17 protein-coding genes are annotated in these 19,283 nt (G+C 69.6%); 7 read left to right on the top strand and 10 right to left on the bottom strand.

Going from position 1 to position 19,283, the window contains the following annotated elements:
* Positions 1-220: 220 nt before the first annotated feature.
* Together ACFVRO_RS04125 and ACFVRO_RS04120 are read right to left on the bottom strand one after the other, a co-directional pair.
* The gene (locus tag ACFVRO_RS04125; protein ID WP_386949561.1) at positions 221-1,648 is read right to left on the bottom strand and encodes a CCA tRNA nucleotidyltransferase; all 1,428 of its coding nucleotides are present in this window, start codon (positions 1,646-1,648) and stop codon (positions 221-223) included.
* Positions 1,649-1,698: 50 nt separating this feature from the next.
* The gene (locus ACFVRO_RS04120) at positions 1,699-2,454 is read right to left on the bottom strand and encodes a GntR family transcriptional regulator (RefSeq protein ID WP_386949558.1); all 756 of its coding nucleotides are present in this window, start codon (positions 2,452-2,454) and stop codon (positions 1,699-1,701) included.
* 154 nt (positions 2,455-2,608) lie between these two features.
* Here ACFVRO_RS04120 and ACFVRO_RS04115 point away from each other — a divergent pair, with 154 nt between their 5' ends.
* Positions 2,609-3,334 (top strand): HAD family hydrolase, encoded by a 726-nt coding sequence (locus ACFVRO_RS04115; protein ID WP_386949556.1) that lies wholly within the window; start codon positions 2,609-2,611, stop codon positions 3,332-3,334.
* Between the two features lie 47 nt (positions 3,335-3,381).
* Positions 3,382-6,411, top strand: coding sequence for a LamG domain-containing protein (locus ACFVRO_RS04110; protein WP_386949553.1), 3,030 nt, complete (start codon positions 3,382-3,384; stop codon positions 6,409-6,411).
* 88 nt (positions 6,412-6,499) lie between these two features.
* On the opposite strand, the gene ACFVRO_RS04105 is transcribed toward ACFVRO_RS04110, so the two are convergent.
* Positions 6,500-6,793 carry a hypothetical protein gene (locus ACFVRO_RS04105; RefSeq protein WP_386949551.1) on the bottom strand — a complete coding sequence of 98 codons (294 nt, stop codon included), beginning with the start codon at positions 6,791-6,793 and terminating at the stop codon, positions 6,500-6,502.
* Between the two features lie 139 nt (positions 6,794-6,932).
* Between ACFVRO_RS04105 and ACFVRO_RS04100 the strand changes: the two genes are divergently transcribed.
* The 4 genes from ACFVRO_RS04100 to ACFVRO_RS04085 all read left to right on the top strand — a co-directional run bounded on the left by ACFVRO_RS04100 (position 6,933) and on the right by ACFVRO_RS04085 (position 12,319).
* Positions 6,933-9,479, top strand: a complete 2,547-nt coding sequence (locus tag ACFVRO_RS04100) for a fibronectin type III domain-containing protein (protein ID WP_386949548.1) — start codon at positions 6,933-6,935, stop codon at positions 9,477-9,479.
* A 102-nt stretch (positions 9,480-9,581) separates the two neighbouring features.
* Complete coding sequence (locus ACFVRO_RS04095; protein ID WP_386949545.1) at positions 9,582-11,333, top strand: alkaline phosphatase family protein; 1,752 nt, start codon at positions 9,582-9,584, stop codon at positions 11,331-11,333.
* On the top strand, positions 11,330-11,824 hold the full coding sequence (locus tag ACFVRO_RS04090; RefSeq protein ID WP_386949543.1) for a GNAT family N-acetyltransferase: 495 nt from the start codon (positions 11,330-11,332) through the stop codon (positions 11,822-11,824). The genes ACFVRO_RS04095 and ACFVRO_RS04090 overlap by 4 nt, the downstream gene beginning before the upstream one ends.
* A 51-nt stretch (positions 11,825-11,875) precedes the next feature.
* Positions 11,876-12,319 (top strand): hypothetical protein, encoded by a 444-nt coding sequence (locus tag ACFVRO_RS04085; RefSeq protein ID WP_386949541.1) that lies wholly within the window; start codon positions 11,876-11,878, stop codon positions 12,317-12,319.
* Positions 12,320-12,322: 3 nt separating this feature from the next.
* On the opposite strand, the gene ACFVRO_RS04080 is transcribed toward ACFVRO_RS04085, so the two are convergent.
* The 4 genes from ACFVRO_RS04080 to ACFVRO_RS04065 form a co-directional block, all read right to left on the bottom strand.
* A complete protein-coding gene (locus ACFVRO_RS04080; protein ID WP_386949540.1) occupies positions 12,323-12,655 on the bottom strand; it encodes a hypothetical protein in 333 nt (110 codons plus the stop codon).
* 20 nt (positions 12,656-12,675) lie between these two features.
* On the bottom strand, positions 12,676-14,604 hold the full coding sequence (locus tag ACFVRO_RS04075) for a collagen binding domain-containing protein (RefSeq protein WP_386949537.1): 1,929 nt from the start codon (positions 14,602-14,604) through the stop codon (positions 12,676-12,678).
* Between the two features lie 55 nt (positions 14,605-14,659).
* Positions 14,660-14,977, bottom strand: a complete 318-nt coding sequence (locus ACFVRO_RS04070) for a hypothetical protein (RefSeq protein WP_386949535.1) — start codon at positions 14,975-14,977, stop codon at positions 14,660-14,662.
* A gap of 301 nt (positions 14,978-15,278) precedes the next feature.
* Entirely contained in the window at positions 15,279-15,779 is a 501-nt protein-coding gene (locus ACFVRO_RS04065; RefSeq protein ID WP_386949532.1) for a hypothetical protein, read from the bottom strand.
* 156 nt (positions 15,780-15,935) lie between these two features.
* Between ACFVRO_RS04065 and ACFVRO_RS04060 the strand changes: the two genes are divergently transcribed.
* Entirely contained in the window at positions 15,936-16,913 is a 978-nt protein-coding gene (locus ACFVRO_RS04060) for a LysR family transcriptional regulator (RefSeq protein WP_386949530.1), read from the top strand.
* Here ACFVRO_RS04060 and ACFVRO_RS04055 read toward each other — a convergent pair.
* The 3 genes from ACFVRO_RS04055 to ACFVRO_RS04045 all read right to left on the bottom strand — a co-directional run bounded on the left by ACFVRO_RS04055 (position 16,896) and on the right by ACFVRO_RS04045 (position 19,282).
* Positions 16,896-17,531 carry a hypothetical protein gene (locus tag ACFVRO_RS04055; protein WP_386949527.1) on the bottom strand — a complete coding sequence of 212 codons (636 nt, stop codon included), beginning with the start codon at positions 17,529-17,531 and terminating at the stop codon, positions 16,896-16,898. The two genes, ACFVRO_RS04060 and ACFVRO_RS04055, sit on opposite strands and share 18 nt — an antisense overlap.
* A gap of 3 nt (positions 17,532-17,534) precedes the next feature.
* Positions 17,535-18,017, bottom strand: a complete 483-nt coding sequence (locus ACFVRO_RS04050) for a hypothetical protein (RefSeq protein ID WP_386949524.1) — start codon at positions 18,015-18,017, stop codon at positions 17,535-17,537.
* A 206-nt stretch (positions 18,018-18,223) separates the two neighbouring features.
* Positions 18,224-19,282 (bottom strand): LLM class flavin-dependent oxidoreductase, encoded by a 1,059-nt coding sequence (locus ACFVRO_RS04045; protein WP_386949521.1) that lies wholly within the window; start codon positions 19,280-19,282, stop codon positions 18,224-18,226.
* Position 19,283 lies beyond the last annotated feature (1 nt).

The following is a 19,283-nucleotide window of genomic DNA, read 5'->3' as shown; positions in this document are numbered from 1 at the left end:
CGTGGCGCTGAAGCAGCAGCGAATATCGGACGATCGCACGAATATCGGACGGGATGCCGGGAATCGTCCGATATCCGCGACATCGTCCGAAGAACGCGACGAACCCGACGAACCCGACGACTCACGCAGCGACTGACCCCGCGCAGCGGCTCGCGCAGCGGCTCGCGCAGCGGCTCGCGCAGCGGCTCGCGCAGCGGCTCGCGCAGCGGCTGACTGAGGATCAGCCCCGCGCGGCCCACCAGTCGCGCAGACGCTGCTCGGCGGCATCCGTTCCGATGACGCCCTCGTCGAGGCGCAGGTCGAGCAGGAAGCGGTAGGCCTCGCCGACCTCGCGCCCGGGGGCGATGCCGAGGATCTCCTGGATGCGGTTGCCGTCGATCTCCGGACGGATGCTGTCGAGCTCCTCCTGCTCGCGGAGAGCGGCGATGCGCGACTCGATGTCGTCGTAGGCGGTGGAGAGACGTGCGGCCTTGCGCTTGTTGCGCGTGGTCACGTCGGCGCGGGTGAGGATGTGCAGGCGCTCCAGCAGGTCGCCGGCGTCACGCACGTAGCGGCGCACGGCGGAGTCCGTCCATGCGCCCTCGGAGTAGCCGAAGAAGCGCAGGTGCAGCTCGATCAGCGTGGCGACGGCATCCGTCGTCCCCGTGTCGAACCGCAGCGACTGCAGCCGCTTGCGCGCCATGCGGGAGCCGACGACGTCGTGGTGGTGGAACGTGACGATGCCGCCGTCCTCCAGCTTGCGCGTGCGGGGCTTGCCGATGTCGTGCAGCAGCGCCGCGATGCGCAGTGCGACGTCGGGCTCGGCGCCGGGGTGACGCGCGTGCTCCAGCGCGATCGCCTGGGTGAGCACGGTGAGGGAATGCTCGTAGACGTCCTTGTGGTGGTGGTGCTCGTCAGCTTCGAGGCGCAGCGCGCTCACCTCGGGCAGGAACTCCTCGATCAGCCCGGTGTCGACGAGCACCCGGATGCCGCGCACCGGATCGTCGGTCTGCATGAGCCGAACGAGCTCGGACTGGACGCGCTCGGGGCTGACGATCTTCAGCGTCTCGCGCAGCTCCGTGATCGCCGCGGTGGTCTGCTCCTCGATGCGGAAGCCGAGCTGTGCGCTGAAGCGCGCGCCGCGGAGCATCCGCAGCGGGTCGTCGCCGAAGGAGACGTGCGGGTCGGTCGGCGTGCGGAGGAGACCCGCGACGAGGTCTTCGACACCGCCCGTCGGGTCGACGAGCTTCACGGCGGGAACCTGCAGGGCCATCGCGTTCACGGTGAAATCGCGGCGGATCAGGTCGCCGTCGATGGTGTCGCCGAACTCGACCGTGGGCTTGCGGGTCACGCCGTCGTAGCTGTCGGCGCGGTAGGTCGTGATCTCCACCTGCTCGCCCTGCACGCGCGCGCCGATCGTCCCGAACGCGCGGCCGATGTCCCAGTGCGCGGTGGAGATCGGCTTCACGATGCGGAGGATGTCGTCGGGCAGCGCGTTCGTGGTGAAGTCGAGGTCGTGCGTCGCACGCCCCAGCAGCGCGTCGCGCACCGGACCGCCGACGACGGCGAGGTCGAAGCCGGCGGCGTCGAACGCCTCGGCGAGGGTGCGGACGACCGGATTCTCGGCGAGCGCACCGAGACGAGCGAGGCCGTCAGCCATGTTGAGCATGGGTTCCAGCGTACCGGGCGGGCGTTCGGCATCCGCTGACGGAGAGCCGCCTACCGCGAGAACGGCGAGCGGGTGAGCGCGTTGCTCTCCCGCGACGCCGTGACCAGGAACGTGACCGTGTCCGGCAGGTAGCGGTCCTCGCCGTACTCGATCGGCTCACCCCCGGGGGTGCAGCTCACCCGCCGCACCCGCAGCAGTGGACCGGCGCGCCGCACGCCGAGGAGCTCGGCATCCTCACTGGAGGCCGGAACGGCGTCGATCGCGTGCTCGGCGAACGCGGTGACCACGCCGAAGTCCCTGACCAGCGCATCGACGACGGATGCCTCGTCATCCGCGATCGCGCCCACGTTCTCGGCGATCCAGTCCGGGTAGCAGGTGCGCTCCAGCATCACGTCCCGCCCGTCGATGCTGCGCGTCCTCGTCACGCGCAGCACACGGCTCCCCTGACCGATCCGCAGCCGACGGGCCTCGGCCGCCGTGGCCTCGCCGAACTCCTTGCGACGCACCAGGCCCCCAGGAGTCATCCCCTTGGAGCGAGCCCACTGCGCGAAGGAGCGGAGCTCCTCGAACGACTGCCCCTGACGCCCCGACGGCACGATCCACCCCGACCCTTGCACCGGCGACGCCAGCCCGCGCTGCTCGAGTCCGGCGAGAGCGCGGCGCACCGTCCCTCGTGTCGTGCCGTAGAGCCGGGCCAGCTTCGTCTCCGAGGGGAGGGTCGAACCGGAGGCGAACTCGCCGTCGATGATCCGGGTCATCAGATCGCTCATGATCTCGCGGTGGGAGCGTGCGGTAGCCGGTGGCACGGACACAGCCTAGGTCAGCACGACAGCCCGCTGACCCCGTCTGCGGACAGCCGTGCACAGTTGTCCCCCGTGACTCGCGCCAGGGCCGTGATCGTTCAGCCGTCGTTCATCTGCGCGCCGCCCGCCGCACACCGTCGGGCGGGGTAATCGTCCCGTGACCCCGTCGACTCCTCCCCTCCCCGCCCTCCGCGCCGAGCGGCCGGCCGCCGTGCTCTTCGACCTCGACGGCACCCTCGTCGACAGCGAGCGACTGTGGCTCGACGTCATCCGCGAGCGGATGGCGGGAATCCGCCGGCCCCTGTCGTCGGAGCACCTCGGCGGGTTCGAAGGGCTCTCCTCGATCGAGGCCGCCCGCCGGCTGATCGAGCTCGGCGAGCCGTCGACCAGCGAGACCGGGCTCGCCGCGGAGCTGGAGGGCCGCACGATCGCGTCCTTCGCCGGACGCCTGTCCTGGATCGCCGGTGCCGACACCGCCCTCGGAGCCCTGCGCGAGGCCGGCATCCCCCTCGCCCTGGTCACGAGCTCGACCGAGCGATGGGTCGCCGCCGTCGCCGAGAGCATCCCCCTCGGCTCCTTCGACGTGGTCGTCACCGCCGATGACGTCCGACACACGAAACCGCATCCGGAGCCCTACCTCCGAGCGACGGCCCTGCTCGCCGTGACGCCCGCCGACTGCGTGGTGTTCGAGGACTCCGCGGTCGGGGTGGAGGCGGCCCTCGCCGCCGGATGCCGGGTCGTGCAGGTGCGAGCAGAGGCCGGAGACGCGGCGAGCGCACCCTTGACCCGCATCCCGGATCTGCGCCGAGTGACCGCCAAGTGGGTCGGATCCCTTCCTGCGCGCGCCTCGCGATCCGCGCTTCCCGAACCGGCGCTTCACTGACCCTTCCCCACCCGACACGACCGCCACCACCCACGTTAGGACTCCCCATGCCCTCCCCTGCCCCTGCGACGACGACGCGCCCGCGCTCCGAGTCGCCCCTGATGCGCGCCCTGGGCGGAGGTGCGATCGCCGCTGTCACGGCGCTCGCCCTGTTCGCTCCGGCGCTCCCCGCTGCGGCCGCCGCGCCGAGCCCCACCGCGCAGCCGATGACCCAGCAGCGCATCGACGACGCGAACGACGCCTACAACGACGTCGACACGAGGCTCGAGTTCATCACCATGTCCGACACCGAGCTCGGCGGCGCCGCCACCGCGGACAAGACGTCCGAGCAGGTCGCCTACGAAGGCGCGAAGCCGCACTTCCAGGCCATCCGATCCTGGGCGGACGCCAAGGGCTTCGACCCGCGCGTGGTCGTCGACAACGGCGACGTCGTCGGCGCGAACGACCCCGAGTACAACGCGCACCTCGCGGGGGACAGCGTGAAGGTCACCGGCTGGTACCGCGCCGTCGAGCGCGTCATGCGCGAGAGCTTCCCCGACTCGCAGGTGCTGCTCACGCAGGGCAACCACGACATCGCCGACCTCATGGGCACGACCATCGAAGCGGCGCGGAAGGACGCTCCGGCCGACGCACCGACGTGGTTCTACCCGAACGCCGCCACCGGCTACGTGAGCAACTTCCACACCACGATCGACGGCATCGACTTCATCGGCCTCGACTACAACGGCACGAGCACGTTCGGCTACGGCGGACAGCGCTCCGGATACCAGGCGTTCCTGACGAGCACGCTGCAGGAGATCGCCGCCAAGCCCGGTTACGACCCCGGCAAGCCGATCTTCGTCTCGATCCACAGCGGCTACGCGGGCACGTCCCTCGGCGGTCCCTTCCACGGCGACTACGACCTGGCCGGTCCCGACCTGCAGCGCATCCTCTCGGCCTACCCGCAGGTGCTGCTCGGCTCGGCGCACACGCACTTCTCCTCGAACCCGGAGACGAGCATCTTCCAGAAGGACTTCACGGTCTACGAGAACGCCTCGATGAACTACATCTACCAGGACGTGCCAGGTGACTTCCTCGGCGGCGGGTACTTCGGCGGCAACCAGGGCGACGCCGCGAACGGCGTGCCGCAGAAGAGCGCGAACTTCGTGTCCGTGCTCGCCGACGGCAGCACCGTCATCCGTCGCTTCGACGTCACCCACCAGCGCTGGATCGGCATGCCGTGGGTGGTCGACACGGCCAAGGGCAAGGCCGGCTTCTCCTACACCGAAGCGCAGCGCAGCACGATCGCGCCGTGGTGGGATGCCGCCGCGATCAGCGCGACCGACGTCACCGAGCAGTCCCTCACTCTGCGATTCGACCAGGCGAAGGATGACGAGCTCGTCAACTACTACGAGGTGCAGATCCGCGATCAGGCGGGCGCCCCCGTGTCGTTCACCGCGAACCAGGTCCCGGACTTCGGCGACAATGCGGCGAAGTCCCTCTCCGGCTCGTTCAAGGCGTACTCGCGGTTCTACATGACCCCGAGCACCATGGGCTTCGACATCCGCGGCCTCAAGCCCGCGAAGAGCTACACCGTGACGGTGACCGCCTACGACGACTTCCAGAACGCGTCGGCGCCGCTCGTCGGCACGGTGCGCACCGCAGGGACCCTCGTCTTCCCCGAGTTCCCGAACACGCCGGCCCCTGCTCCCGACGGCGAGTTCCTGCACCTCGCCTTCGAGGGCGACTTCGCCGACACCGGCGCGCACGCGAGCACCGCGCCGGCCGCGACCCCGGTCGGCTCGGTCTCCTTCGTCGACTCCGACCGCGACGGCTCATCGGGCTCGGCCGTGCGCATCGGCGCCGGGGCCGGCAGCTACGTCGACCTCGGGTCCCGCCCGGAGTTCGACCTCGGCACCGACAAGAACCTCACCATCGGCTTCTGGGCGAAGGTGACGGGCGTCAACGGGTACGGCGCGATCATCAGCAACAAGAACTGGGCGAACTGGTACCGCTCCGGCATCAACCTGGCCCCGGAGGGATCGAACACCGGCAAGCTCGAACTCACCCTGGGCGACGGCACCAACGGCGTCTACGCCACGGGGACGGTCCCGGACTACCGCGGCTCGTGGCGCCACATGGCCGTCACGGTCGACCGCACGCGCAATGTCGCGAGCACGTACATGGACGGCGCGCTGGTCAAGGAGACGAGCATCGCGGGAGTCGGCAGCATGACCAGCGGGCTGCACATGCTCGTGGGCGTCGACGGAGGCAAGAGCTACGGCATCGGCCTCGACATGGACGACCTGCGGATGTGGGACACGGCACTGACCGAGGCGCAGATCGGAGCGCTCTTCGCCGCGGACGATTCCACGGCCGAGACCGAGGCGTTGACGCAGGCCGTCGAGTACGCCAGGGAGCTGATGGCCGCCAACGAGGTCGCTGCGGCGAACGGACGCGTGTTCGATCAGGCGCTGGGTGACGCACTCGCCACGGCGACCGCCGACAGCTCCGCACTGCTCGGAGGATCCGCCGCTCCGCCCGCAGCGCCCGCCCGCGCCGCTGCTTCCGCGCCGACCAAGGACCAGCTGCGCGAGAGCTTCGACGCGCTGAAGTCCGCCGTCGTCGCCGTGGAGGCGCAGGCCGTGCGGCTCTCCTACCACTCCGAGGGACAGAACGGCACGGTGTCGCCCGCCGACGGGGTCGCCGACCAGGGCGCGGAGATCCGTCTGTCGCTCTCCCCCGCCAAGGGGTTCCGGATCGAGGGCTCCACGGTCACCGTCAGCGGTGTCGCGAGCTATGCGATCGAGGGCGCCGAGCTGGTGCTGAGAGGGGTCGAGGGCCGAGTGCTCGCCTCGGTGGACTTCGCCGCCGCCGGCGACGGAGGTGCCGGACCCGGAGACGGCGGCACCGGCGGCGACCCCGGCACCGGCACGAAGCCCGGCACCGGCACCACGCCGGGGGCCGGCTCGTCGGGCGACCTCGCCACGACCGGCGTCGACGGAGTTCTCGGCTGGACTCTGACGGGTCTGGCGGCCGCGCTCCTCGCCGCCGGCGCCGCCCTGGTCGTCCGACGAGGACGCGCACAGAAGGCCTGATCGCGGTCGGCGCCCCCGGCATCCGGTTCCTTCTCGGAGGGACGGATGCCGGGGGCGTCGTCGTGCGTGATGCGCGAGACGGATGCCGTCAGAACAGGGGATTCTCTCCACGAGCCTGAGCGACGGCCCGTGCGCGACCGCGCATGTGCGTCATGAGGAATGTGCTGAGCACGAGGCCGCCGAGCAGGGCGACGCCCACGATGATGAACATGCCGGCGCCGGGATCGACGAGCTCCAGCACGTACACCACCACCACGGCGAGCGCGAGCAGGATGCCCTCGACGACAGCGAAGCCCACGAGGGTCCGAGTGAAACGGGCGGCGTAGTCCGTCTCCACCGCGGCCACCCTGGCGGAGATGGACGAGTCGTCTGCGAGGCTCATGCCGTCAACCGTATCGGCCGCCGAGTTCACCTGCGCGCCTCCTGGCGGTCAGCCGGAGGTCATCCGGGTTCGATGGGCTGAGGACGCCCCGTGCGGCTCGAGCACGGAAATCCCCACCCTCCCCACGAAGGACTGGATCATGACCTCCCCCACCCCCGCGGTGCGGCGGCGGCGACACGGGCTCGCGTCCGTGGCGCTCCTCGCGCTGTTCGGCGGCGCCGTCGTCGCCCCCGCGGCGACCGCCGCGACCGCAGCACCGACCGTCCCCACCGGTTCGCTGATCACCGCCGACACCAACTGGCACTATCTCGACGACGGCACCGATCCGTCGCCGAAGCCCGCGGCACTGCGCACCTGGACCCTCCCCGAGTACGACGACGCCGCCTGGAAGACCGCGCCGGGCTCGTTCGGCGCGAAGAACGGCGCTCTCGCACCGGTCGGGCCGTTCACGCCGAAGACCCTGCTCAATCACTACATCGACGGCAAGGCGAAGCCGACGGTACCGACCTACTTCTTCCGCACGACCTTCGAGCTCGGCAGCGGCGTCGCCGAGAAGGTCGCCTCCCTCTCCAGCACGATCACCTATGACGACGCGATCGTCGTGTGGGTCAACGGCACCGAGGTCGGCCGCTACGTCGACGCCCGCATCACCGACACCACCAACCTCGAGTACGCGGGCGCCTCCGCCGGCGACCCGGCGACCAGCACCCTCGCCGCCGCAGGCGACGTCCTCCGCGACGGCACGAACACGATCGCGGTCGCCCTCTACCAGGACCGCGAGTCGAGCTCGGACATCTACTTCGACATGTCCTCACTGACCCTGACGGGCAAGGCCGACCCCGGCACGCCCGTCGTGGCCCCGCCGACCCGCGTCATCCTCACCCCGACCGAGAAGCCCGACGTCTCGCAGGCGTTCTCCTGGCTCGCCGGCGACGCCTCCCACGCCGTGGGACAGGTCGAGATCGCACCGGCATCCGGCGGCTCCACCCGCACGGTCGACGCCTACGACGCCGGTGTGGCGAACGGCAACCCGAACCACCACTTCTCCACGACCGTCACCGGGCTCACCCCGGCGACCTCGTACCGCTACCGCGTCGGACTCCCCGGCAGCTGGAGCGACTGGTTCGAGTTCCGCACGGCCGACCCGAAGGCGACGGACTTCCAGTTCATCTACTACGGCGACGCGCAGATCGGCCTCGACACCACCTGGCCGAGCGTCGTGAAGCAGGCCGAGGCGAACGCTCCCCGCTCGATCGGCTCCGTGCACGCGGGCGACCTCATCAACACGTCCAGCAACGAGAACGAATGGCTCAACTGGTTCAAGGGCATGAAGGACTCCGCGGTGCGGACCAACGTCATGGCCGCGCCCGGCAACCACGAGTACTCCGGCGACAAGCTGCTCACGGCCTGGAAGGCGAACTTCGAGTACCCGCACAACAACCCGTCGACCGGCTCGGTCGGCGAGCTCGCGAACCTCGCACAGGGCGACACCGATGTGGCGCGCCAGTACCGGGCGTTCTTCGACCACTGGAGCAGCTTCGCCGCCGAGACCGCGTACTACACCGACTACCAGGGCGTGCGCTTCATCACGCTGAACGCGACCCGCGACAAGACGTTCCTCACCCCGCCCGGACTCCCTTCGTGCACCGGTGCGGAGTGCCCGGCGAACCAGATCGACGTGCTGTGGACCCGCTTCCAGGGCGCCTGGCTCGACCTGCTGCTGCAGAACAGCCCGTCGAAGTGGAACGTCGTCACGTTCCACCAGCCGGTGTTCTCGGCGTCAGAGGGTCGCGACGAGCCGGTGCTGCGCGCCGACTGGCTGCCGATCTTCCAGCGCAACGACATCGACCTCGTGCTTATGGGCCACGACCACGTCTACGCCCGCGGCTACGTGAACGCCGATGCCACAGACACCCCCGGTCTCACCACCGGCCCGGTGTACGTGGTGTCGAACTCGGGCGCGAAGTACTACGACCTCGAGACCCCGGAGAAGAACGTCTGGACCAACAACGGCGCCACGCAGGTGCTGCGCGGTCAGGGCGTCACGACGTATCAGGTGATCGACGTGTCGAAGAACCAGCTCGTCTACCGCTCCTATGTCGCCGAGAAGACCGCGAGCTCCACGACCGACCTCCCCGTCGGCGCCGTCTACGACACCTTCACGGTGACCAAGTCGGATGCCGGTGAGAAGTGGGTCACCGAGAAGGGTGTCACTCCCCCGGTGACGCCGGAGCCGGAGGTCCCCGCGAAGGTCGAGCTGAGCGCGGCATCCGTCGTCGCCGGCGGCACCGTCTCGGTCACCGGCACCGGATTCGCCGCCGATGCGAAGCTGGCGCTCGAGCTGCACTCCGACCCGGTGTCTCTGGGCACGGTCGAGGCCGATGCGAACGGGGCGTTCACCCGCACCGTGACGATCCCGGCGAGCACCCCGGCGGGCGTCCACACGTTCGTCGCCGTGCTGCCCGACGGCACCGAGGTCACCGCACCGCTCACCGTCACCGCGGCGTCGACCGGAGGGGTCGTCACGCCCGGCGGCTCGACTGGCGGCGCCGCGAAGGGCGACCTCGCCACGACCGGCGCCGACAGCACGCCGTACATCGTCACGGCGGTCGTGCTGCTCGCTCTGGGCCTCGGCCTGGTGGCGCTGCGCCGTCGTCGCCTGACGCAGGCGGAGTCCGCAGAGTAGTCCGCCGCGCACGCCGGAGGGCGCCGTCAGGGCTTCGGCCTCGGCGGCGCCCTCTGCGTGCAGCTCGGCCGGCGTCGGGCATCACGGTCGTAGGATCGGCTCGTGGCACAAGACGATTCCTCTGCGGGCACCGACCGGCGAGGCTTCCTCAAGATCGGCGGCGCGGCTCTGGCGGGCGCCGTGATCGGCGGCGCGGGCGGCGCGGCGATCGGCGCCTCGCTCGCGGGCGGCGGAGGCGACGACGGATTCGCTACGGATCCCGACCCGTTCTCGGCTCTTCGTCCGCGCAGCGAGCCCGGTTTCGACCACATCGTCGTCCTGATGGGCGAGAACCGATCGTTCGACAACCTGCTGGGCTACCTCTACACGTCGGAGACCGTCCCGGCCGGAGAGACCTTCGACGGACTCGCCTTCGGCACGCACAGCAACACGGCTCCGGACGGCACGGTGGTCGAGGCGCACGTCTACCAGGGGCCCACCGACCGGATCATGAGTCTCCCCGACCCGGATCCCGGCGAGGAGTACCCGCACGTCAACACCCAGCTCTTCGGCACGATCGACCCTCCGGGCAACGCCGACCTCTTCGTCGACGGGATGAGCGCCCCGTTCAACGCCCCGACCCACGGCGAGAAGGCCGACATGTCGGGGTTCCTGAAGGACTACTTCGTGAACGTCCGCCGACTTCGCCGCGGTGTCGAACCGGGCATCGACGAGGCCAGGCACATCATGGGCTCGTTCTCACCGGAGATGCTGCCGGTGCTGTCGACGCTCGCGACGGAGTTCGCCGTCTTCGACCACTGGTACGCGGCGGTGCCGTCGCAGACCTTCTGCAACCGCTCGTTCTTCCACGCGTCGACCTCGCACGGCTTCGTCACGAACGTCGCCGGCGGCGGGTACCGGAAGTGGCTGGATGCTCCGGAGGCGCCGACGGTCTTCAACCGCTTGGAAGACGCTGGTGTGCGCTGGAAGGTCTACATCGACAAGCTGCAGCTGGTGTCGTTCACGGGAATGCTGCACGCCGCGGCCCTCGAGAAGTACTGGCGCACCGATCGCTTCGGCACGATGGAGGACTTCTACGCGGACGCGAAGAACGGCACCCTCCCCGCATACGCGTTCATCGAGCCGCGCATGGTCTACGACCACAACGACTTCCACCCGCCCTTCGGCGTGCTGCGGGAGGGGGAGGTCGACGGCGAGCCGGTGCTCGACAGCGCGATCTCCGATGTGCGCGCAGGCGACCGGCTCGTGCACGACGTCTACGAGGCCGTGCGCACCAGCGCGTCGCCCGAGGGCTCGAACGCGGTCAACACGCTGCTGCTGATCACCTTCGACGAGCACGGCGGATGCTACGACCACGTGCCGCCGCCCGCGGCCACGAAGCCCACTCCCGACAGCGGTCCAGGGGAGATGGGGTTCACCTTCGACCGCCTCGGATGCCGCGTGCCCGCGATCGCCGTGTCGGCCTACACGAAGCGCGGCACCGTCATCCACGACGAGATGCACCACGGATCCGTCACCGCGACGCTCTCCCGGCTGCACGGCCTGAAGCCCCTGAACGAGCGCGACGCCTCGGCCCGCACGCTGCAGAACGTGGTGAACCTCGACCGTCCGCGGCATCCGTCCGACTGGCCGGTGACGGTGCCCGCCTACACGCCGCCGAACCCCGAGCAGGCCCCGCCCGCAGCGGCCGACCACGACCGCCCTCTCACCCCGCCGGCCCGTGGACTCCTCGGACTCCTCATCGCACGATACGGCCGCCCGGACGAACCCGAACCCGAGACGTTCGCCGACGCCTACCGCCTGCTGCACGAGCACGGCGAGGAGCTCTTCGGCCCGCCGGATGACGGCGCATGATCGTCACCGAGCGGCTGACGCTGCGCCCCTGGACGGTGGCGGATGCCGGGTTCCACCGCGAGCTGTGGCTGGAACGCGATCCGCGGGTACCGCCGCATCGCAGGATCGACGCCGACGGCCACCCGACGGTCGAGGAGCTCGCCGAGCGGATCCGCCGCTCGCCGCATGAGGGCCCGATCGGCACCCTGGTCGTCGAGCTGCGCGAATCGGGCGAGCGGCTGGGCTACTGCGGGCTGATCGAGGGCGAGCCCGACCCCGAGATCGCGTACGAGTTCCTGCGCAGGCACTGGGGGCGCGGCTACGCGACCGAGAGCGCGGAGGCGATCGTGGAGGGCGCCCGCGCCGCGGGGATACCCCGACTGCGCGCTTCGGTGTGGGAGTGGAACACCGCGTCACGCCGGGTGCTGGAGCGGCTCGGCTTCGCCGAGACCGGTCCCCACCGGATCGACCCCGAGCGGGGGCGCTCGCTGATGACGATGCGGGAGCTCTGACCAGTGCCCTCCGCCTGACGGCACGCTCCTCGGACCGGCTAACGTGGGCGCATGACCGACTCCGACAGCACGGGCAGACGCCTGCTCGCACCCGAGCACGTCGTCGATGTGTTCGTGTACGTGGTGGTGCTCAACCTCGCCGTCGAGTACGTGCCGGCGGTCATCACGGAGACGTTCACGATGTCGCTCCTCACGGCCGTCCTCCTCAAGGTGGTCCTGGAGATCGTCCTGGCGGCGAAGAACCGTCTCAAGCGCCGATTCGCGGCCGCGACGACGACCGGCGACAAGGTGCTCGCTGGCGGAACGCTGTGGCTCGTGCTCGTCGGGAGCAAGTTCGTCGTGCTCGAGCTGATCGCCCTCGTCTTCGGCAGCAGCGTGAGCCTCGGCGGCTTCTGGTCGGTCACGGGACTGATCCTCGCGCTCCTCCTCGCCCGCGCCGGCGTGCGGCTCCTCCTGCGGACGGATGCCGCGGACGCCGACTCCCCGGGAGCCTGAGCGTCAGGATCCGTCGCGGTCCTCGCGGAGGTCTCTCCGCCGCAGCAGCAGCACCGCAGCGATCGTGAGAACCATCAGCGTGAACATCACCGCGAGGCCTGCCTGCTCTGGGATGACTCGGAATCGGAAGGTGAGCAAGCTCACGGCACCGTTGGTGAGCCCCGCTACGAGGCCCAGGACCGCCCAGCGAATCACGCGAGGACGTTGGGCGCGCTGCCACTCGCGGTACTTCACGGGGTCGTGCCACGCCTCTTCCGGGACGCCGTTGCTCCTCAGCCCTCTTTCGGCGAAGCGACTCAGCTTCGAGGGTTTCTGTGGCTCGCCTGGGGTCGACATGGCGTCAGCGTAGCGCCTCGTCAGTCGCCCTTCGAGCGGCGACGCGAGAGCACCACGAGCACGCCCCCGAGGATGAGCACCGCGGCGCCGATGCCTGCCCACACGAACGTCTCGGGGCCGAGTCCGGTCGCGGGCAGACGGTTGCCTCCGGTCGACGGGACGCTCGGAGTCGGGGTCGGGGTGACGACTGCGGCGGCGAGGGTGAAGTCCTGGTCGACGACGACCTCTCCGGCGTCGGTGATGACGACGGTCCGGGTGGCGGCGCCGACCACGGTGCTGCCCGAGGGCGGCGTCACGGTGATCGTGTAGCTGCCTGGCGGGAGGGTGCCGAGGCCGTAGGCGCCGTCGGCATCCGTCGTCAGCTGCTGCGTGCCACCGGGACCGGAGACCGAGATCACGACGCCGGACACCGCGGCGCCGCCGTCGGTGCGCACGGTGCCGTCGATCGCGCCGAGGCGAACCAGCGCGAAGTCCACGTCGTCGACGTCGCCTTCGATGACACTCTCGTCCCGCGAGACCGCACCGGATGCCGCGTACCCGTCCGGCACCTCGACGGCGACGGTGTACTCGCCGAGCGGTAGCCGCGGGAAGGAGTAGTCGCCGTTCGCGTCGGTCACCGTGCTGAGCGGGGTGCCGCCCGGACCGGATGCCGTCACCGTCACCCCCGCGACGCCAGAGCCCCCCGCGCGCACGGTTCCGCTGAGCGTCGGGTTCTCGGCGAGGCGGAAGTCGACGCCGGTGATGGGCGTCTCGCTGCCGTCCGCGACGGTGAAGGGAGGCGGAGTCGTGACGATCGTGTAGCCGTCCGGTCTGGTGATCGTGGCGCTGTGCGTGCCGACGGGAACCTTGTCGAAGAGGTACTGGCCGTCGGCATCCGTCGTCGTCGTGCGCCCGTCGATCGTGACGGTGAGACCGGCGATGGGCGTGCCGTCGGTGTCGGTGACCCGTCCGGACACCGTGACGGGCACGATGTCGCGCACCGTGAAGTCGGCGACACCGTCGGCATCCGTGAGGTCGACCGTCTGCGCGTTCGGATCCTCGGAGATCTTGCCCGCCGGAGGGGCGACGCGCACGGTGTAGCCGTCGGTCGCCACGACACCGGGGAAGGAGTAGGTACCGCCCGCCGCCGTCGTGGTCGTGCCGACGACGGCGCCGTTCGCATCGGTGAGCGTGAGCTCGACGCCGTCCAACGGGCCCTCGGCCGTGTCGGTCACGGTGCCGGTGACGTCGCGAGCGAGGGAGGCGAACCAGGTCTGGTAGACGGGCAGGCCCGCGCGACGCGTGAACACGAACGAGAGCGACACGATCGGCGTCGAGGGCTCGAACCAGCCCGCGGCGCCGCTCGTGTCGGCGGCGGCCGCGTTGCCCGTGAGGGTGAGCGTGGCGGCATCCCACGTCGGGACGTCCGCGGCATCGCCCGTGCAGGACGGCTTGCCGACGACACCCGGGGCGCAGTAGTTGAAGCCGCCGCGGAAGCCCAGCTCCGTCGCGTCGAGCACGTGTCCGTCGGCGGCGACGGCGTGGATGCGTACAGCGTCGGCGTCGATGTCGCCGAGCACGAAGGTCCATCCGGATGCCGGGGTCGGAGCTGCGAAGGAGTAGGTCGTCGTCGACGGGCTGGTGGCGTTGTCGGCCTTCGGACGGAGGTTCAGGTACGGCTGGTTCAGGCTGCTGCCGTACTTCGCGCCGACCGGCGTGCCCTCCGAGAGCCAGGTGGAGGCTCCCGTGATGACACCGACCTGGCCGCCACGGGAGTCACTGGTCACCGTCGCGGTCACCACGGGTTTCGCCGCGATCTGCACCGCGCTCGTGTAGGCGCCGGGCGCTCCGGCCAGCGGCTGCCACCCCGCCCACGACGTGGTCGTCGCGGCGGCGGCGGGAATCGCCCCCACCAGTGCCGCGATGACGACGATCGCTCCGGCGATGACCCCGCTCCGATACACACGCATGGCGCCCAGCGTACCGATATGCCAGAACGTTGGCGAGGGAGAGTGGGGCCGTGACTCACACCGTGTTTCGCCCCAGCAGCTCCGAGAAGATGAGCAGGACCCCGCCGACCCCGGCGACCAGAGCGAGCACGAATGCCGAGATCGCGTACCAGAACGCGCGCCGCCCTCGCACCAAGGCGACGATCACGATGACGGATGCGGCGACGAAGATGAGCCATGGTAGGAACCCCGCGATGAAGCCGCCGGTGTTCATGACGCCCGTGTCGCAGTCGCCCGGCCCGCAGACGGCGGATCCCATGATCGAGACGATCGCGAAGAATGAGCTCCCCAGAGCGACGACGGGCAGCAGTGCGAGGATCACGATCGAGATCACGCGATCCCAAACAGGCGCAGGAGTGCGCAGTGCCTCCCTCGGTGGCGGCAGGGATGGCAAAGGTGGCGGCAGTGTCATCTCAGTAGCCTCCGAGCGAAATGGTCGAGACGGACCCGGGCCTGAGGTGCATCGCTCCCACGGCCTAGTTGGAGTAGTTCTTGCCGGTCCAGCCGCTGTCGATCTTGCCGAGGCTGGTGATGTCTGCGCCGGAGCCGTCGTAGCGGTTCTTGTCGAGGTACAGCTTCTTGGAGCTCTTCACGGTGTATCCCCCCAGGTGATGCGGTTGGTGAGCTCGGTGGGTTCAGCCCATCGAGATGGTGACTCCGGCGCTGTCGCAGGCGGAACTCGAGTGCAGGACCGCCTGGATGACGTTGTCCTCGTCTGTGCTGTCGACCGTTCCGTCACCGACCGAGCGGGAGAGGGCGAGGACGGACAGCCCGGAGAGAGCGCCGACGACGTTCGCATCGACGCCCGCGTCCTGGGCCTCGCGTGAGGACTGCGTCAAGGCGAGCCCGAGGGCCCCGAACTCGTCCTGCGTGCCAGATGCGGCAACCAGCTGTGCGTAGGTGACGAACGATTCGTTGAAGGCGGTGCACGCCGTGGCGGTCGAGTCCATCGATGCGCCTCCGGCATCGGAAGGCTCTGCCGACGACGTCGGCGCGGGCGCCATCGGCGTCGCCGGGTAGTTCGGCGTCGAGGGATCCGGGGCGCACCCGGTCAATCCCACCATCGCGCTCGCCAGCGCCACGCCGGCGATGAACGTCCTGCGCCACGTCACCGTCATCGCTTTGCGAGGGAACATCTCGTCACCTTGTGCTCTCTGCTGATTTCACTTGATCGACGGCGGATCCTGAGGACCATCGAGAGGCAGACCCGATCGGCCGCCTCTGCGATCCTCCCCCTGACACCGCGCAACGTCCAGTACCGATCACTGAAGCCAACCAGTTAGCCTGACTGAATGATTGATCTCCTCGGTCTGCGCATCCTTGTGACGCTCGATGAGGAGGGCACGGTGACGGCGACCGCCGCCAGGCTCGGATACTCCCCCTCCAACGTGACCCAGCACCTCCGCCGGATCGAGGGCACCCTCGGCATGCCGATGGTGGAGAGGGTGGGACGAAGAGTCGTTCTCACCCAACGTGCTCAGGACCTCGCCACCCGAGGACGCCCCCTCCTGCTGGAGATCGACGACCTCGCCGCATCGACGATGCAGGAACCGTCGGGAACGATCGACATCGGCGCCTTCCCTACGGCCACCCGAGGTCTGCTCCTTCCCGCCATGGCGGCACTCGGCCGCGAACATCCCGACCTCACCGTCGAGCTCCACGAGCTCGAGCCCCTTCCCGCGCTCGAGGCGGTGCGTTCCGGTCGGATTCACGCGGCGATCGTGAAGACCTGGGGAAGCGCTGAAGATCCCGAAGACACGATCCTCACGCGCATTCCGCTCGGAAGGGATCCGATCGATGTGCTGGTGCCGTCGGATCACCCTCTGGCGGATGCCGAGTACGTGCACTTCCACGATCTGAGGGATCAGGTCTGGGCGCTGACCCCTGCAGGAGAGCCGTCCTACCGAGTCTGGTTCTCGAGCCATCAGAAGGCACCCGCGCTACGACCTCGCCGGATCTACGAGGCCAGCGAGTTCACCTCCCTCGTGAGCTTCGTCGCTCACGGGCTGGCGATCACTGCGATTCCGCGCCTCGGACGGGCGCCGCTGCCGCAGGGTGTCGTGGCCGTCCCCCTGCGCCATGCGAACGCCTTCCGGAGCATCTCCCTCGCTGTCCGTCGGACGTCCCAGGGGTCTGTGTCGATCCAGGCGCTGCTCCACGCCCTTCGAGCCGTCACCTGGGCGACCGGCGATGAGACGCCGCTTACGTGGTCGGCATCGAGGCCGTCGACAGATCGGGCAGACTTCGCGGAGCTACCCGTCGATCTGTGACGCGGGGATGATCGTGTACTGCAGAACCTGCCCGGACTCCGCGCGGTCGACCGTGATGGTGATGCTCACCTGGAAGCCGAGATCGTCGCCGTCGTTCAGAGACAGCTGGGCCTCGCCGTCCCGCGACACCTCGGTGACGAAGCTCTGCACATCGGAGGGATCGATGCCTACGAGTTCGGCATCCTCGCGGACTCGCTGGACGAGGTCGTCAATCCGGGAGAACACCACGAAGTAGGCGACCGCTCTGACGGTTCCGTCACTATCCGCCCGCACGCGGATTGTGCTCGTCTCCGCCTCGAGCTTCCCGTCGGGGCCCAGCACGGTGAACGCGACGGGATCGGAGAGCGGAACGCTGACGTCCCACAGATCCTTGGCATCGGATACGCCCAGCTGCTGGGCAGTCATACTCCCGGAGCGCAGATCGATCTGCGCCGCCCCGCTCCGTGTGATCTCCTCCACCCCGTCCTTGCTGAACGAGGAGTTCACCCCGTCGGCCATAGCCGACGTCTCATGCACGGGATCTGCCGGGGCGACCGGCCCGATCGCACAGGCGGAGAGCCCGAGCACGGCGACGAGTGCGAGCGCAGAGCTTCCGCTCCTGAGTGCTGTCGGGTTCATGAACTACTCGATTCCGCGGCGCGATCGCAGCGCCACTGTCAGTACGATCACGAGGATTATTCCTCCCATCGCGCACAGCGCGATGCCGAAGATGTCGAAGAACCCCCATCCGGAGGCGGCCTGCGCCGACAGCTCGGACTCGAGTTCGACCGTCGCTGGGGCTCCCGGCAGATACCGGACTTCCGCGCCGACGATGTCGGCCTTCCCCGGGAACTCGTCTTCCCAGCCGTCCGGACCGGAGATCGCCACCGGGATGGTCGGAGTCGTGCGCAACGTAGCCGTCGTCACGGCCGCGTTCACGTCCGAGAACGTCACCTCCACCTCGACGCCTCGACGTTCTCCGTCGCTCCCCTGGAACACCTTGACCCGTGCGTCCGAGACCGTCGCCTGGTGCCCCTGCTCCATCAATCGCTGCGTCTGAAGCCGCTGCTCGTTCGCGCTCCCGAGCGATGACGCTCCCGCCCCGATCATCGCCAGTGCGATCACCCCGACAACCGCCAATGCGATGTTCGATCCCCGTCTACGCACCTGTCCCCCTCGGTCAGACTTGCTCGCAGTCTGCGAAGATACCACGCACGCTCACCGGCATACGGTGCAGAGGGCGTCGCGCCGACGGGGATTGTTTCTCGGGCACCTCGTCGACGGGTGGACGCCTCACGCGTCCATCCGTCGAGCCCCGACCTCGCCCGGCCTCAGGCGACGGGATCGCCCTGGACGGGCCCTTCGGTGTTGGGCTTCCACCCGAGTGCGGGGGCGACGTGCTCGGCGAACGCCTCCAGCACGTGCAGGTTGTACTCCGGCCCGAGCTGGTTCGGGATCGTCAGCATGAGCGTGTCCGCCGCCATCACGGCCTCGTCCGCGAGCAGCTGCCGGATCAGCACGTCGGGCTCGGCCGCGTAGGTCTTGCCGAAGGTCGAGCGGAAGCCGTCGATCACGCCGATCTGGTCGGCGTTCTCCTCGCTGCGCAGACCGAAGTACGCCCGGTCCATGTCGGAGACGAGCGGGAACACGCTGCGGCTCACCGAGACGCGAGGGGATCCTGTGTGCCCTGCCTCCTTGTAGGCGGCACGGAACAGGTCGATCTGCTCGCGCTGCAGCTCATGGAACGGCTGCCCCGTGGCCTCGGTGACGAGCGTCGAGCTCATCATGTTGAGGCCCTTGCGGCCGGTCTCCTCCGCCGTCGCGCGAGAACCCGAGCCCCACCAGATGTGGTCGCGGAGCGTCGGCGAGTGCGGTTCGACGGCGAGGTAGTGGCCGGCGCCGACCATGCGAGGGTCGCCCGGCGCGAGCCGTTCGCCCTCGATGGCCGAGAGGAACAGGTCGAACTTCTCACGGGCGAGCACGCTGCCGCGCTCAGGGTCCTCCTGGTCGAGGTATCCGAAGGTCTCGTAGCCGCGCAGCGCGGTCTCGGGTGACCCGCGGCTCACGCCGAGCGCGATGCGGCCGTCGGCGATGAAGTCGAGCGCGGCAGCCTCCTCGGCGAACTGGAACGGGTTCTCGTACCGCATGTCGATCACGCCCGTGCCGACCTCGATGCGCTCCGTGCGCGCGGCCATGGCCGACAGCAGCGGCATGGGCGACGCGGCCTGGCGCGCCCAGTGGTGCACGCGCACGTAGGCGCCGTTCACGCCGAGCTCGTCTGCACCCTCCGCGATCTCGATCGTCTGCTTCAGCATGTCGCCCGCGGTGCGGGTCGTCGAGCCGGGCACATCGCCGTAGTGCCCGAAGGAGAGGAATCCGAAAGCCTTCATA

Origin of the sequence: Microbacterium sp. NPDC057944, from assembly GCF_042887445.1 — a bacterium.
In the GTDB taxonomy this organism is placed as follows: Bacteria; Actinomycetota; Actinomycetes; order Actinomycetales; family Microbacteriaceae; genus Microbacterium; species Microbacterium natoriense.
The sequence above is the reverse complement of the archived record's forward strand: the minus strand, read 5'-3'. Positions and strand labels throughout refer to the sequence as shown.

Coding starts and splice junctions, on each gene's coding strand:
- ACFVRO_RS04045 (WP_386949521.1), bottom strand. CDS start 19,282: ATGAAGGCTTTCGGATTCCTCTCCTTCGGGCACTACGGCGATGTGCCC.
- ACFVRO_RS04105 (WP_386949551.1), bottom strand. CDS start 6,793: ATGAGCCTCGCAGACGACTCGTCCATCTCCGCCAGGGTGGCCGCGGTG.
- ACFVRO_RS04075 (WP_386949537.1), bottom strand. CDS start 14,604: ATGCGTGTGTATCGGAGCGGGGTCATCGCCGGAGCGATCGTCGTCATC.
- ACFVRO_RS04100 (WP_386949548.1), top strand. CDS start 6,933: ATGACCTCCCCCACCCCCGCGGTGCGGCGGCGGCGACACGGGCTCGCG.
- ACFVRO_RS04090 (WP_386949543.1), top strand. CDS start 11,330: ATGATCGTCACCGAGCGGCTGACGCTGCGCCCCTGGACGGTGGCGGAT.
- ACFVRO_RS04110 (WP_386949553.1), top strand. CDS start 3,382: ATGCCCTCCCCTGCCCCTGCGACGACGACGCGCCCGCGCTCCGAGTCG.
- ACFVRO_RS04060 (WP_386949530.1), top strand. CDS start 15,936: ATGATTGATCTCCTCGGTCTGCGCATCCTTGTGACGCTCGATGAGGAG.
- ACFVRO_RS04125 (WP_386949561.1), bottom strand. CDS start 1,648: ATGCTCAACATGGCTGACGGCCTCGCTCGTCTCGGTGCGCTCGCCGAG.
- ACFVRO_RS04055 (WP_386949527.1), bottom strand. CDS start 17,531: ATGAACCCGACAGCACTCAGGAGCGGAAGCTCTGCGCTCGCACTCGTC.
- ACFVRO_RS04065 (WP_386949532.1), bottom strand. CDS start 15,779: ATGTTCCCTCGCAAAGCGATGACGGTGACGTGGCGCAGGACGTTCATC.
- ACFVRO_RS04080 (WP_386949540.1), bottom strand. CDS start 12,655: ATGTCGACCCCAGGCGAGCCACAGAAACCCTCGAAGCTGAGTCGCTTC.
- ACFVRO_RS04085 (WP_386949541.1), top strand. CDS start 11,876: ATGACCGACTCCGACAGCACGGGCAGACGCCTGCTCGCACCCGAGCAC.